This window comes from Georgenia subflava (genome assembly GCF_009193155.1).
Classification (GTDB): Bacteria; Actinomycetota; Actinomycetes; order Actinomycetales; family Actinomycetaceae; genus Georgenia; species Georgenia subflava.
Genome location: NZ_VUKD01000004.1, coordinates 493,484 through 508,096 on the forward strand (window position 1 = coordinate 493,484; position 14,613 = coordinate 508,096).

The following is a 14,613-nucleotide window of genomic DNA, read 5'->3' on the forward strand; positions in this document are numbered from 1 at the left end:
CGGGCCGCCGGCGTCGGGTGACGGGTGAGTCGTCAGGTGAGGATGTCGTCCGGGCGGACGATCTCGCGCGGCAGCGAGGTGGCCTCGAGCCGTTCGAGGGGGTCGCCGGCCACGTACGCCGTCAGGTCCATGCCGGTGAGGTCGCCGACCCGGCGCACGGGCACCTGGAACGTGCGGTACGCGCCGAAGGAGAACTCCTCGTCCCCGGTCTCGAACTCGTCGAGCAGCGCTTCCTGGCTGAGGAGGTAGGCGGTGACGGAGAGCTCCCCGGCCGTGGTGCGCATGGCGGCGAGCTTGAAGAACTGCAGCGGCAGGGCGACGCCGCGGTACTCGGGGTCGCCGTCGGCGAGGACGGGGCCGCTGAGCACGCTCACGGTCAGGCCCTCGGTCTGGGCGCTGCGCAGGACGTAGTCCTCCAGGCCGAGCCACAGGTCCCGGCCGGCGTTGAAGCCGTGGTGCTGCGGGGCGCAGTTGGTGAAGTGGAAAGTGTCGTCGTTGGCGGCCTTGGCGCGCCGGCCCCAGGCCGGGTCGAGCCGGCGCACCAGGTGGCCGCGGTCGAGGTCGTTGTTCGCGTACACGTCCTCGCCGGTCTGCTCCTCGCGGGGCAGGCGCGGGTCGAGGATCCACCGGTCGGACTCGCGCGTCATGTCCTCCGGCGCCTTCGCGCCGTCGATGTTCACCGCTGCGACCCGTGCGAGCCGACGACGGCGGTCCATGACGACGCTGAAGTGGTGGTACCTCAGCTCGGGATGCTCCTCGTCGACGCCGGGCAGCGGCAGGTGGGTGCCGAGGAAGTCGGGGTCGTAGCCGGACCGGTTGCTGTAGTCGGGGTCGATGGAGATGGCCTCGCTGAGGCGGCCGTCCCCTGCCGCCGGTCCGACCGGCACGGTGGCCGACGGCGGCCCTGACGGTGGTGGTGACGTCGTCGACGCCGGCCCGGTGGTGGCGCCGACGGCCGGTGCGGCGGGGGCCGGTGGGGCGGCGGGGGGACCGAGCTGGATGGTGATGCGCAGCGGGACCTCGAGGGTGACGGAGCCGTCGCCCGCCGGGAAGGTCGACGGTGTGCCGTCGCTCTCCGCGCTGACGGTGGGGACCGGGCCGCCTGGAACCGGCGCGTGCTGCGCCGTCGCGGCGACGTGCGGTGCGGCCTGGTCGGCTGCGGAGGCCTTGGCGGCCTGCGGGGCCGACGCCGGCACGGCCGACGCCGGCACGGCCGACGCCTGCGGCGGCGATGTCTGCGACGGCGCATTCGTCCCGGCCGCCAGGCCGTTCCCGCCGGCTCGTGAGGTCCTCGTGCCGTTCTTCGTGGCGAGGGCGTCGACCAGCGCACGGCGCTCGGGGGTGAGGTCCGCCGTCGCCAGGAAGCTCAGGATCCTGCTGATCCGGATGCCCTCGTTGAGGAAGGTGTACTCCGGGGCGCGCTCCGGCGTCGGCACGCTGGCGTGGTGGAGGGCGACCACCTCCCACTGGTCGTTGAAGACGGGCGAGCCGGAGGAGCCCGGCTCGGTGTCGGCGGCGTAGTGCACCACCAGTTCGGGGATGTCGATGATCCGGTTCTCGCGCAGGGCGATCTGCTTCTTCTCCCCGCGCGGGTGCTGGACGATCGTGACGGACTCGCCGATGATCACGGTGCCCTGCGCGGCGGTGAGGTAGTTGTAGCCGTACCCGGCGAGCACCTCGGGCGGGGCGTCGACGGCGACCAGGGCGAAGTCGAGCTCGCGGTCGGCGACGAAGAACCGGTCCGGGGCGAAGGGGTGGACCTCCGGCAGCAGCGGCTTGCCGTCGACGCCGTCCTGGTAGTTGAACTCGATGATGCTGGTGCGCGCGGTGCGCTCGTCCGGCAGCACGTGGTGGTTCGTCAGGAGCAGGGCGGGGGAGACGAGGAACCCCGTCCCGTACCCGCGCAGGACGCCGCGGTCGTCACGGATGTTCACCCGGCCCACCGAGTGCTGGGCGAGCACGCCGGAGTCGAGGTAGCGCACGCTGACGAAGTCGGCGGTGTTGATGATGCGCTCGAGCAGGATCGTCTCCGGTGCGGCGGCGCCCTCGCCGTCCGGTGCCGGTGGGAGCGACTCCAGGCCGCGGTCCGCGACCCGGCTCCGGTAGCCGTCGCGGTCCACGGACGGCGCCGGTTCCTCGAGCACCTCGGTCGCCCGGTCCATCGCGCTCTCGACGAGGACCTCGGGCGGGGCGTCCGCCGGCGACTCCAGCGGGTCGCCGCCGGCCAGGTAGCGGGTCACGCGGTCCAGCCGCTTGGCCACACGCACCGGGTCGTTGGCCTCGACGAGGCCGTCCGGCTCGCGGAGCTTCGCCTCCGTGGCCCGGCGCTGTGCCTCGCGTTCCTCGGCGCGGCGGCGAGCCAGGTCCTGCTGGTGGCCGAGCTCCTCGTTCAGCGGGGTGGGCGGCGCCGCCGTCCGCGCGCCGTCGGGTCGGTGCTCAGGTGCCGCGCTCGACATGACCGCTCCTCAGGTCGGGTGCCCGACCGGTCGGGCACGCCAGTCCCCCTGGCCTCAGTGTTCTCTCCCGCTCCCGCTGCCACAAGAGGCAGGTCAGGGGACGCGGTCGACCTCGTGGAGCAGGGCGGAGACGTGCAGGTCGCGCGGGGTGACGAAGTTGGCGTTCGTGGAGAACAGCGACCGCAGCGCGCCGACCGGGTCGATCGCCGACTCCATCACGGCCCCGCCGGGCTGCCTCGCCCGCGCGGCGGCCGCACCGAGGGCGGCCGCGGCCGCGGCGATCTCCTCGTCGGTGACCTCCGGGAGCACCGCCTCGACCTCGAGCACCGCGCCGGCAGGGGCGACGGCGGAGCCCTCCTCCGCCACGAAGTACCGGGCGAGGAGCTCGTCCACCTCGTACTCGGCGCGCTCGGCGACCGCGGCGGGGTCGGCGGTGGCGCCCGCCACCGGGGCCGACTCGGGCAGCGGCCTGGTCTCGAGCCACTCCATCAGCACCACCCCGTCGCCCGGCCCGGCGGGGACAGCCGCTGCCTCCGGGACGGCCCCGGGCGCAGTCGTCGCCTCCGGAACCGCACCTCCCGGCAAGGCCGCCGCCTCTGGCGCAGCCCCGGGCGCGGCGGCGGCCTCGGGTACGGCAGCTCCCGGCACGGCCGCCGCCCCGGGTACTCCGGGGACGAGGTCGAGCCCTGCCTCGCGGTAGCACCGGTAGACGTACTCCGAGCAGATCATCAGGTCGGTGCCCCGGTCCACGAGGGCGTTGAGCAGCTCCGCGGCGGCCTCGAGGATGCGCCGCAGCGCCCGGCGGAACAGGGCGTTGTCGATCGGGACGCGCCGGGTCAGGCACAGGCCCGCGAGCAGGAGGATCTGCTGGTAGGCGTACGGGACGCCGTCGTCGAGGTAGGCGCGGGCGCGGGCGACGGCGGCACCGGTGTCCGCGTCCTCGGCCCGCATGACGATCACCGCCTGCGCGCCCTCGGCGGCCCTCGCGATCAGCGACACGTCGAGCCCGTGCGCCGCCGCCTCGGCCTGGTCGGTCGCGCTCAGCGCGATGGCCGCGTGGTTGACCTCGCCGCCGTCCAGGAACCGGATCGCCCGCGAGAGGAACCCGTGGCCCCGGTAGAGCAGCACGTCACCAGCAGTTACGTCCATGACGACCTCACCAGTCCCCAGTTGCGCCGACGCGGCGAACGTTAGTCCTCCGCCCCCGGGGGCGAAAGGGTTCGTCCGGTCGGTACCGGAAGGGTTCGTCCGGTCGGTACCGAAAGGGTTCGTCCGGTCGGTACCGGAAGGGTTCGTCCGGTCGGTACCGGAAAATACCGGCCTGGTCACGGCGAGCGTTCCTGAGGACACTGGTGGCCGGGACCCCCGACGGCGGAGGCGGCCATGGTCCGGAACGCGCGACGGCTCAGCCGCCGGTGCGCTCGTGCGACCGGCGACGGGATCCGGAGCGCGGGGCGCCGGCGATGAGGGCGCCCGAGGAGCTCAGCCGGTCGTGGCCGGAGACCGCCCGCGCGCTGGAGGTGGCGCTGGAGGAGCGTGACGAGGACGGCGCGGCCCGGCTGGTCGGCGCGCTGGTCGCCCGCCTCGACGGCGCCGAGGACGCGGGGACCGCCCCCGAGGCTCTCGACCTGCTCGAGCTGCTGCGCCGCCACCGGCGCCTCGCGCTCGTCGAGCGGCTGGCCGAGGCGCTGCTGCGCACCGACGCGCCGCCGCCGGCCGTGCACCGTCACTACGCGCAGGCCCTCATCGAGCGCGGTGCGCTCTCCGCCGCCGTCGCCGTGCTCGACGAGCTCGTCCGGGGGAGCGACCCGGCCGAGGTGGCGGAGGCGCGCGGCCTCCTCGGTCGTGCGCACAAGGAGATCTTCCTGACGCTGGCCTCGCCGCTGCGGCGGCGGGCGGCGCTGGAGCGGGCGCTCGAGGCGTACGGGTCGGTCTACCGGGCGGACCCCACGCGACTGTGGCACGGGACCAACACCGCCGCCCTCCTTCTCCGGGCCGCCCGCGAGGCCTGCCCGGTCGCCGGGGTCGACGACCCGCAGGCCGCCGGTCTGGCCATCGCCGCGGACGTCGCCGGGCGCGTGGCCGCGGGCGGGGGCGGCAGCTGGGCCTGGGCCATCGGCATCGAGTCCGCCGTCGCCCTCGGGCGCATCGACGACGCGCTGGCCCTGCTGAGGGACCAGGCGCAGGACGCCGGCGCCTTCGCCCTCGCGAGCCTGCGCCGCCAGCTCGTCAGAGTCTGGGAGCTGCGGCCCGACAGCCCGCCGGGCTCGCTGCTGCTGCCCCCGCTGGAGGCGCTGCTGCTGACCAAGCAGGGCGCCGAGCTCAGCCTCACGGCCGCTGCGCCGACCTCCGGCGCCGGGTTCGAGAAGGTCTTCGGAGCCGAGGGCGCCCAGACGCAGGCCTGGTTCGAGGACCTGCTGCGCCGCTGCCGGGCCGTCGCGCGCATCGACGGGCCGTACGCGCGCCCGGTCGGCACCGGGTTCCTGCTGCGCGGCGCCGACCTGCACCCGGCGCTGCCCGCGGTCGTGCTCGTGACCAACGCGCACGTGGTGCCCGACGCCGTCGCCCCCGAGGACGCCGTCGTGACCTTCCTCGGGCTCGGCACGCCGCTGCCCGGACTGGTCGTGCGCCGGCTGCTCTGGAGCTCGCCGGCCGGGAAGCTCGACACGGCGGTGCTCGAGATCGACCCGCCGTCCGGCGTGGACGTGAACCCCGTCGCCACCCGTATGCCTCCGCTGGGGGCCAGCCCACCGAGCCGGGTCTACGTGGTCGGCCACCCGATGGGATCCGGCGCCGTCCGGGTCACGATCCGCGACAACGACCTCCTCGACCACGACGACACCATGGTCCACTACCGCGCGCCGACGGAGCCGGGCAGCTCCGGCAGCCCGGTCTTCGACGACCGCTGGCGTGTGCTCGCCGTGCACCACCGTGGTCTGGACGCCATGCCCCGGCTGCACGGGTCCGGCGTGTATCCCGCCAACGAGGGGGTCCAGCTCGGCCGGATCCGGGCCGACATGGCGGCCGAGCTGCCGCGCGGCGAGGGGTGAGCGGCACCGGTCGCAGCCGGCGGCCTGGCCGCCGAGCTGCCGGGCGGCGAGGGGGGAACGCGAACCGGTCGCAGCCGACGGGCCGCGGGGCTGGGGCGGCGTCAGTCGGTCCTGACGATCGGCGGCCCTCCTGCCGGAGGGCGTCCTCGCGACGAGCAGGTGGACGGGGGTGCTCGCTCGGCACCCGACCGGCTCGCCTCAGGATGGTGGCTGGGTGGCCATGTCGGGGAAGAGGCGCCGGGCCGCCTCGGCGTGCCGGCGGCGCACCTCGTCCTCCTGGCCCGGCGCGGGCAGGGCCTCGAGTCCTGCGGTGTCCCGGGGTGCGTCGTCGGCCATGGTCATCGCCGCCAGTGCCCGACCGTTCGTGGCTGCCGTGGCGTTCTTCTTGGCACTGGCCTCGGCCTTCTTGACCCGCTCGCTCTGCACGCTCACCCCGAAGATCGCGCCGGCACCGGCGAACGCGACCGCCTGCACCGAGGCGAACACGAACGTCAGCCGTGTCCAGCGCGCCTCCTCGGCGCCGAGATTGAGCAGCAGGACGATCACGAAGACGACCCAGGCGATGACGACGACCACCGCGACGGCCATCGGGACACCGGCCAGGCCGCTGCGCGTCTGCTTCTCGTCGGCCATCGCACTGCCCTCCGGGCTCGTCGGCTCTTGCCAGCGCATCCTGCTCGCACCGTCCGGCGCGGTCAACGGCTCGCAGCGCGCTCGGACCGTCGCGCCGGCCCCGGCACAGCTCCGGGGCCACCGCGATTGCGCCGTCGCCGGACCGGGCGGATGGTGGGTGGACGAGCGGTGCACCCGCCCGAGCCGAACCGAGGAGGGCACGATGAGCGCCACGTGGGACGCCTGGCAGTACCGGGAAGACCTGACCGACAGCTCCGCCGGCGAGTCGGTCGTCGGGTACACCGTGCACGCCACCGACGGCGAGATCGGGAAGGTGGACGAGGAGACCGGCGACGTCGGCGCGGCCGGCGTCGTCGTCGACACCGGGCCGTGGATCTTCGGCCGCCGGGTGCTGCTCCCGGCCGGCACGGTGCAGCGTGTCGACCGCGACGCGGAGGAGCTCTACGTCGATCTCACCAAGGACCAGGTCAAGGGCTCGCCCGAGCTGCCCGAAGGGATCGACCACACCGACACCGCGTACCGCGAGCGGCTCGGCGGCTACTACGGCGGCGTGTACGGACTGCCGCCGGGCACCGTCAACCCCGCTGTCTGAGAGCCAACCCGCTGTCTGAGAGCCAACCCCCGCTGTCTGAAAGCCGACCCGCTGACCGCCAGCATTCGAACGGCTGTACGATGCTGATGTGGTTCTCGGAGCGGACGGGGTGGCCCCGTGGTGGGCCGGGCGGCAGCGCATTCTCAACGCGCGCGGCGTCCCGCCGCGCTTCACGCGGGGTGCCGCGCCGATCCCGGTGACCGCGCGGGTCTGCTGGTCCGACGACGGCGAGGAACGGCTCCAGGCCACGGCGACGGCGTGGACCGTGCCGCTGGTCCTGGTGGAGATCGCCGACCCGCGCTCGGCGTTCCGCGGCGTCTGGCTGCCGGCCGGGGACGTCCGACGGCGGTAGGGCGGCCGGCGTCGGCGGAGCGGCAGTGCCGCCAGGCCGCGGCGAGCGATCGACGACGCGGCGGCGGAGCGTCAGAGCTCGGCGAGCCGGGGGAGCAGGGTGGCCATGTCGTCGAGCATGTCGGCGGCGCGCACCACGTAGCGGGTGATGCCCCAGCGTCGCTTGTGCTCGGTCACGGCGGCGACGATCTCGTCCTCGGTGCCGGCGAGCACGTACGGCACGGTCAGCAGGTCCGCCTCGCTGAGCCCGATCTCCGTGGCGAGGTCGCGCACGGCCGCGCCGGCGTCGTCGGTGACGACGAGGAGCTGGACGAGCGCCTCGAGCTCCGGCCCGTGGTCCCGGCCGGCGGCCCCCTCGGCGACGAGCCCCACCTGGGCGTCGACGTCCTCGGGCCGCCAGCGCACCGTGTGGTTGTGGCCGTCGGGCAGGGTGCGGCCCAGGCCCGAGAGACCTACGACGTCGGCCCGGGCACCGGCGAAGCGAAGCAGCCTCGAGTTGGAGGTGCCGATCGTCAGCGGGATGCGGTCCTGCACCGGCCGCGGCGCGGCGAGCGTCGCACCGCGGGCGACCACCGGACCGTCCGCGTCCACGCTCTCCCCGGCGAGCAGCGCCTGCACCGCCTCGACCACCGCGATGCAACGCTCGACCCGCCCGGCGACGTCCGGGCGTTCGCGCCCGACCGCCCGCCACTCCGCCGGGGTGTGGCCCGCGCCCAGGCCCAGCCGGGCGCGGCCGCCGGAGACGACGTCGAGGGTGGCGACGTCGGCGGCGATGTGCGCGGGCTCGCGGACCCCGCCGTTGGTGACGTAGGAGCCGAGCCCGATGCGCTCGGTGACGGCGCCGGCCGCGGCGAGGGCGACGAACGGGGCCGCCGACGCCCCGGGATGGTCCGCGGCCGTGAGGGCGTCGAAGCCGAGCTGCTCGGCGCGGCGGGCCAGGTCGAGCCAGGTGGCGGAGTCGGTGGTGCGTGCCTGCAGCGAGACGGAGACCATGCCTCACCCTGGCCCACGGGTGGCAGCGGGCGCAGGATCTTTTCACCCTAGAGCGGCCGTACCGCTCAGTACCGGCGCATCCGCCTCGACCCGGTGCGTTCAGCGACGGGCGCCCGTGAGGCTTTCCGGAGTGCGTGGTTCCTGGAGCTGGAGCACGGCCGCCCCTTCCGGTGACTCGGGCGGCACCGGCTCCACCTCCGGCAGTCCCGCGGGCTTGGCGGCGGTGAACAACCACTGCTCGAAGAGCTCGTCGAGCTGCTGCCCGGAGACCCGCTCGGCGTGCGCGATGAAGTCGTCGACCGAGACGTGCCCGCCGGCGTGGCTCCTTATCCACGTGCGCAGGGTGGTGAAGAAGGCCTCGTCGCCGACCTGCAGCCGCAGCGCGTGCAGCGTGCCGGCGCCGCGGAAGTAGACAGCGCCGTCGAACATGGCCTCGGGCCCGGGGTCACCGATGGTGACCTGCCAGAACGGGTCGTCGGCGGGGATGGCCACGAGCCCGTCGTAGATCTCCTGGGCGGTGATGACCCCCTCCTCCTCGGCCCACAGCCACTCGGTGTAGGTCGCGAAGCCCTCGTTCAACCAGATGTGCTGCCACCGCTCGACGGTCAGGAGGTCCCCGACCCACTGGTGGGCCAGCTCGTGGACCACCACCGAGGTCCCGGAGAACTCGTCGGTGAAGAAGTCGCGCGCGTAGATCGGTCGGGTCTGGGTCTCCAGGGCGAACCCGAGCTCGGGGTAGTCGTCGACGATCGCGCCGGACGCCCGGAACGGGTACGGCCCGAAGAGCTCGCTCAGGAACGAGGTGACCTCGGGCTGCCGCGCGAGCGCCAGGTCGACGATCTCGCCGGGTGACGGCGGGAACAGGTCTGCGGGCCCGAAGGTCCAGTCGTTCGCGTTGCCCGGGCTGCCGGCGGGCGCGCCCAGGACCGACCAGCCGTCCGTCGTGTCGCCGTCCTCCTCGAAGGACGTCGTCCCCTCACCGGTGGAGACCTCGACGTCATCGACGAACAGACCGGGATAGGCCACGGTCTCGTCGCCGACGGTGCTGATCGCGACCTGGACGTCGCTCCCGGCGTACGCGCTCAGGTCGAGGGTCCACTGCTCGTACCCCGCGCTCTCCCCGGTCGCCGCCCACCACTGGCCTGTGGTGCCTGTGGGGTCGCACCCCTCGGCCGTGGGTGTGAGGTAGTGCTCGAGGAAGGGGTGGATCATCACCAGGTTCTGGCAGCTGAAGCCCACGTCCTGCCCGGCGTGCCCCTCGGCCGGGGGCAGGGTGGTCCAGTCGTCGGTGCCGGCCGGCGCCGCCTCCACCATCATGAAGTCCCAGCCGGGCTCCACCCGGCGGTCCACCCAGAAGCTGAGCGTCGCTCCGTCGGCGGGGACCGTCAGGGTCCGGCCCAGCCGTTTGTAGGCCAGGTCCGCACTCTGCGACAGCGCCGCCTGGTCCCCGGTCCGCGGGCCCGCCTGGACGTAGAGGTCGGGGTCGACGGCGTCCCAGTACCTGATGCCGTCCGCCCGGTACGCGCGAACGTCGAGCTCCCCGATCGCGAGGACGGTGAGGTAGGACGCCATCGGCTCCTTCGCGTGCCACTCCCAGGTGGTCCACCCGCGGCGGGTGTCCGTGTCCTCGAGCACGCCGTTGGACACAGCCTCCAGGCCCTCCGGGACCGTGACGCGGACGGTGTAGGACGCCTTGTCGATGGGGTGGTCGTTGACCGGGAACCAGGTCGCCGCCGCGTGCGGCTGGCCGACGGCGAGCGCGCCGTCGTCGGTGTGGATGAACCCGCTGACTCCGAGCGGGTCGGCACCTGCCATCTCCGGCACACCCGCGTACGTGACGACGACGGCGAACCTCCGGTCGTCGCGCAGCGGGTGCCGGGGCGAGACGGTGAGCTCGTTGCCGTCCCGCTCCCAGGTGGCTCTCGAGCCGTTCACGCGGACCGACTCGACTTCCATGCCCTGGAGGTCCAGGTTGAAGCTGCGGAGGTCCTCGGTCGCCCGCGCCACGATCTTGGCCCGCCCGCGCAGGACGTCGGACGCCGGGTCGTAGCGCAGCCGGAGGTCGTAGTGGTCGACGTCGTAACCGCCGTTGCCGTCGAGCGGGAAGTAGGGATCCCCGATCCCCGGCGCACCCCGCTCGGGGTGGGACCTGTCACCGTGGGCCACCGCCGCCGGGGTGCCCAGAGCAAGTGTGAGCGTCGCGACGAGCGAGACGAGGGCAGCCTTCATTCGGTACATCGGTCGCTCCCTTGCGCCGGCGCCCCAGAACTTCTCAGCTGGTCCAACGGTAGAACCGGGTCCCGGGCAGCCGCAAGGGTTGCCTGGGACCCGGCAGGCCGAGGTTCTCGGCCGACTAGCCGCGCCGGGTCACCGCCTCCCGGCGGGCCGCCAGCAGAGCGAGCCCGGCGAGGACGACGGCGGACCCGAGCACCCAGGTCAGGTGCACCCAGGTCGCACCCGTGGCTGCCCCGGTCCAGGCCTCGACGTCGCCGTCGGGCATGACCACCCGGTAGGCGAGCTGGCCGAAGTGGAACGTCGGCAGGAACTGCGCGACGTCCCGCAGGACCTGCGGCAGCTCGCCGAGCGGGACGAAGAACCCGGACGCGAAGGCGAGCGGCAGGAAGATCAGGTTGGCGATCACCGCCGCCGTGCGGGGTCGCGCCAGGAACGCGATCGCGAACCCGAGCGTGCTGAAGATCAGCAGACCGGCGACCATCGTCGCGCCGAGCGCGAGCCAGGACCCCGGCGGCAGGCTCACCCCGCCGGCGGTGGCCGCCAGGGCGAACATCACCGCCACGATCAGGACGGCGAGCAGCACCCCGTTCGCCACCTTGCCGACCAGGTGCACCCAGGTGGGGAACGGCGTCGCCCCCAGGGTGCGGGTCCACCCGCGACCGCGCTCCTTGGCGAGGTTGTCGCCGAAGGTGAAGATCGCGAGCGAGACGACGCCGTAGGCGGACATCGACACCAGCATCGCCAGACCGACGCGGGTGCCGCCGTCGAGGACGGACGAGGCGTTGGGCAGGCCGAACATCGCGTAGAGCAGCACGGGAACCGCGATGGCGCCGACGGCGAAGTCCGCGGTGCGGAAGCTCGACCGGATCTCGGTCCACACGCTCACGGCGAGCAGACCCAGCCGGCCCCCGTTCGGCGTCGGCCGCCGACGTGGGGCGCTGCGGGTCGGGGCGGGTGTCGTGGCACGGACGCTCATCAGTCGTCTCCTTCGTCGAAGGCGGAGGATCGCTCCGCGGTGAGGGCGAGGAAGACCTCCTCGAGGTCGTCGTCGCCTTGGTGTGTCAGCTCGTCCGCCGTGGTGTCGGCGACCAGCCGGCCGGCCGAGACCACCAGCACCCGGTCCGCGACGGCCGCGGCCTCGGCGAGGTCGTGGGTGGCGAACAGGACCGTCGCGCCGTCCTCCACGCTGGCGCGCGCCTGGTCCCAGAAGGACCGGCGGGAGGCGACGTCCATCGCGGCGGTGGGCTCGTCCAGGAGCAGCACCTCCGGGGCGCCGACCAGGGCGAGGGCCAGCAGCAGACGCTGCCGCTCGCCGCCGGACAGGTTCGTCACCGTCCGGGCGGCGCGCTTGGTCAGCGACGTGCGGGCGAGCACGTCGTCGACCTCCAGCGCCTGGGGATAGCTGCGCCCGACGAGGCGGACCAGCTCACGCACGGTCACCTGCTCCGGCAGCCCGGCCGACTGCAGCATCGCGCCGACCCGGCCGCGCACCCGGCCGGGTGCGTGCCCGAGCACCTCGACCGTGCCCGCGGTGGGGCGGACCAGGCCGAGCAGCAGCTCGAAGGCGGTGGACTTGCCCGCGCCGTTGGGACCGAGCACGGCGACGATCTCGCCGCGTTCGACCGCCAGGTCCAGCCCGTCCAGGGCCTCGACGCCGGGGTAGCTCTTGCGCACGCCGCGCATCTCAAGAACGGTCATGATGGTTCTCCTTCCCGTCGACACCAACGCTAGGAATCGCGCGGTGACGGCGGATGTGCCGGTCGGCACCAGTTGGACCCATGACCAATGGCAGGTCCGTCGGCGCCGTCCGGACACGGGCCCCGCGACCCTCGTCGCGATTGCGACTGCCGGTCCGCGGTGGGAGACTCGCCGTGATCCGGGCGCCCCGACTGCTGGGCGCGGCGGAGTCTGCACATCTCCTGGCCGCCGAGGTCGTCGGTCGACGCCCGGCCGGCCCTTCGGGACCGTTCCATCACGGGGTCGAGGACGACCCGGGAGACGAGGGGTCAAGGACGACCCCGGAGACGACAACTGAACAGTCATCGCGGTGCGCACCCGAGCAACGCGATCGCTGTGCGCACGGCGCCTCGCGCCGAGCCGCACACGCATGACACGCACCTGCAAGGTTCCGGAGGAACCGATGCGCAGATCGACGATCGTGACGTCTTCTTCATTCACGCTCGCCCTCGTGGCGAGCGCACTCGTCCTGGGGCCCGCGCACTCCCAAGAGGCTCCGCCGCCCCCGCAAGAGTCGGTCCCGGCAGAGGACGACATGCCCGGCGACCGCCACTGGATCCGGCCCGAGGACCTGCCGGCGCCGGTCAACGAGGGCGACCCGGAGGCGCCCGACTTCGAGAACAACCCCGTGCTGGTCGACGCACCGGCGGGGAGGATGCCGGATGTGCCCGATGGCTTCGAGGTCGAGGTGTTCGCCAGCGGCTTCACCCAGCCCCGCGTCATGCGGACCGCCCCGAACGGCGACATCTTCCTGGCGGAGAGCGGGACCGGACGCGTCCTGACCTTCGACGCCGACGCGGCCCTGCCGGCGGAGCCCGAGGTCTTTGCCGAGGGGCTGGACCGGCCCTTCGGTATCGCCTTCTACCCGGTCAGCGAACCGCGGTACGTCTACGTGGCGGCGGCCGACCGGGTCGTGCGTTACCCGTACGACGACGGCGACCGCGAGGCGACGGGCCCGGGCGAGGTCATCATCTCGAACATCCCCACCGAGCGGCACTGGACGCGCGACCTGGCGGTATCCCCGGACGGGGAGCACCTCTTCGTCTCGATCGGCTCGGCCTCCAACGTCGCCGGTGCCATGTCGGAGACGCCGCCGGGAGGGATCGAGGCCTGGGAAGCGACGCACGGGCTCGGCGCCGCCTGGGACGACGAGACGAACCGGGCCGTCGTGCGCGTGTTCGACCCCGAGGGTCTGAACGTGCGCAACTATGCGACGGGCCTGCGCAACTGCTCCGGCATGACGATCCAGCCGGAGACCGACCAGCTCTGGTGCACGGTCAACGAGCGTGACCACCTCGGCGCCGACGTCGTGCCCGACATGCTGACCACCGTGGAGGGTGGGGCGTTCTACGGCTGGCCCTGGTACTACGCCGGGGGCTTCGAGGACCCGGCCCACGCCGGTGAGCGTCCGGACCTCGCGGACCAGGTCACCGCGCCCGACGTGCTGATCCAGGCGCACTCGTCCACCATGCAGCTTCTCTTCTACGACGCTCAGGCGTTCCCGGCCGAGTACCACGGCGACGCGTTCGCCACGCTCCGCGGCTCCTGGAACCGCGAGCACAGGACCGGGTACAAGGTGGTCCGCGCCATCATGGAGGACGGTGTGGCCACCGGTGAGTACGTGGACTTCATGACCGGTTTCGTTCTGGACGCGGAAAGGGTCTGGGGCCGCCCCGTCGGCATCACGCTCACCCACGACGGCGCTCTGCTCGTCGGCGACGACGCCAACGGCACCATCTTCCGGGTCTCCGCGACCGAGCCGGAAGCACCGGAGGAGCCGCCGTACGGGTTCTTCCTCAACGATGCGTGGGACACCACGGCGAACCATGTGTTCATGTACGGCCGGTTCGCTGACGAGGTCCTCATCGGTGACTGGGACGGTGACGGCACGGACTCCATCACGGTCCGGCGCGGGAACACGTACTACGTCAACAACACTCTCGGCGGCGGGGAGGCCGAGCACGTGTTCGTCTACGGCCGCCCCGACGACACGGTCCTCGTGGGCGACTGGGACGGCGACGGCGTGGACACGCTCGCGGTTCGTCGCGGCGCCGAGTACCACGTGAAGAACGACCTGGCGGGCGGTCCCGCCGACCAGGTGGTGGTCTACGGCCGCTCCGGCGACCAGGTGGTCGTGGGCGACTGGGACGGTGACGAGCTGGACACCTTCGCGGTGCGTCGTGGTGCGACGTACTTCGTCAAGAACACCATCGCCGCCGGTGAGGCCGACCAGGTCGTGGTCTACGGCCGGGCCGGTGACATCACCCTCGCCGGTGACTGGGACGGCGACGGCGACGACACCTTCGCGGTGCGTCGTGGTGCGACGTACTACGTGAAGAACACGATCGCTCCGGGAGAGGCGGACATCGTGCTCGTCTACGGCCGCGCCGGTGACGAGATCTACGTCGGTGACTGGAACGGTGACGGCGAGGACACCCTCGGCGTTCGCCGCGCACCCTGATCCGACATCCGACGGTGCGGTGCCCGACCGGGAGGAGGCGGGCACCGCACCACCAGCAGAGCAGAACCGGCGGGGCTCGCGTCCGAGGGCGCGGGCCCCGCCGCG

The 14,613-nt window shown here is 73.4% G+C and carries 11 protein-coding genes; 4 read left to right on the forward strand and 7 right to left on the reverse strand.

Annotation, left to right across the window (positions count from 1 at the left end):
• Positions 1-32 precede the first annotated feature (32 nt).
• Both GD748_RS20015 and GD748_RS15640 read right to left on the reverse strand, forming a co-directional pair.
• Positions 33-2,456 (reverse strand): DNA/RNA non-specific endonuclease, encoded by a 2,424-nt coding sequence (locus tag GD748_RS20015; RefSeq protein ID WP_226921441.1) that lies wholly within the window; start codon positions 2,454-2,456, stop codon positions 33-35.
• Between the two features lie 93 nt (positions 2,457-2,549).
• Positions 2,550-3,605, reverse strand: a complete 1,056-nt coding sequence (locus GD748_RS15640) for a C40 family peptidase (RefSeq protein WP_152196133.1) — start codon at positions 3,603-3,605, stop codon at positions 2,550-2,552.
• 314 nt (positions 3,606-3,919) lie between these two features.
• Between GD748_RS15640 and GD748_RS15645 the strand changes: the two genes are divergently transcribed.
• A complete protein-coding gene (locus tag GD748_RS15645) occupies positions 3,920-5,506 on the forward strand; it encodes a serine protease (protein WP_152196134.1) in 1,587 nt (528 codons plus the stop codon).
• A 198-nt stretch (positions 5,507-5,704) separates the two neighbouring features.
• Here the strand turns inward: GD748_RS15645 and GD748_RS15650 are convergent, their stop codons facing one another.
• Positions 5,705-6,178, reverse strand: coding sequence for a hypothetical protein (locus GD748_RS15650; protein ID WP_152196135.1), 474 nt, complete (start codon positions 6,176-6,178; stop codon positions 5,705-5,707).
• A 163-nt stretch (positions 6,179-6,341) separates the two neighbouring features.
• On the opposite strand from GD748_RS15650, the gene GD748_RS15655 reads away from it, so the two are divergent.
• Positions 6,342-6,731, forward strand: coding sequence for a PRC-barrel domain-containing protein (locus GD748_RS15655; RefSeq protein WP_152815103.1), 390 nt, complete (start codon positions 6,342-6,344; stop codon positions 6,729-6,731).
• 88 nt (positions 6,732-6,819) lie between these two features.
• Positions 6,820-7,083, forward strand: a complete 264-nt coding sequence (locus GD748_RS15660) for a hypothetical protein (RefSeq protein ID WP_152196137.1) — start codon at positions 6,820-6,822, stop codon at positions 7,081-7,083.
• 71 nt (positions 7,084-7,154) lie between these two features.
• On the opposite strand, the gene GD748_RS15665 is transcribed toward GD748_RS15660, so the two are convergent.
• The 4 genes from GD748_RS15665 to GD748_RS19625 form a co-directional block, all read right to left on the reverse strand.
• Positions 7,155-8,075 carry an LLM class flavin-dependent oxidoreductase gene (locus GD748_RS15665; RefSeq protein ID WP_152196138.1) on the reverse strand — a complete coding sequence of 307 codons (921 nt, stop codon included), beginning with the start codon at positions 8,073-8,075 and terminating at the stop codon, positions 7,155-7,157.
• Between the two features lie 99 nt (positions 8,076-8,174).
• Positions 8,175-10,313 (reverse strand): M1 family metallopeptidase, encoded by a 2,139-nt coding sequence (locus tag GD748_RS20020; protein ID WP_193721597.1) that lies wholly within the window; start codon positions 10,311-10,313, stop codon positions 8,175-8,177.
• Positions 10,314-10,428: 115 nt separating this feature from the next.
• Complete coding sequence (locus GD748_RS15680; protein WP_152196139.1) at positions 10,429-11,286, reverse strand: ABC transporter permease; 858 nt, start codon at positions 11,284-11,286, stop codon at positions 10,429-10,431.
• On the reverse strand, positions 11,286-12,008 hold the full coding sequence (locus tag GD748_RS19625; protein WP_193312978.1) for an ABC transporter ATP-binding protein: 723 nt from the start codon (positions 12,006-12,008) through the stop codon (positions 11,286-11,288). Before GD748_RS19625 ends, GD748_RS15680 begins: the two co-directional genes overlap by 1 nt.
• Before the next feature lie 490 nt (positions 12,009-12,498).
• Between GD748_RS19625 and GD748_RS15690 the strand changes: the two genes are divergently transcribed.
• The gene (locus GD748_RS15690; RefSeq protein WP_226921443.1) at positions 12,499-14,508 is read left to right on the forward strand and encodes a PQQ-dependent sugar dehydrogenase; all 2,010 of its coding nucleotides are present in this window, start codon (positions 12,499-12,501) and stop codon (positions 14,506-14,508) included.
• The last annotated feature ends 105 nt before the right edge of the window (positions 14,509-14,613 follow it).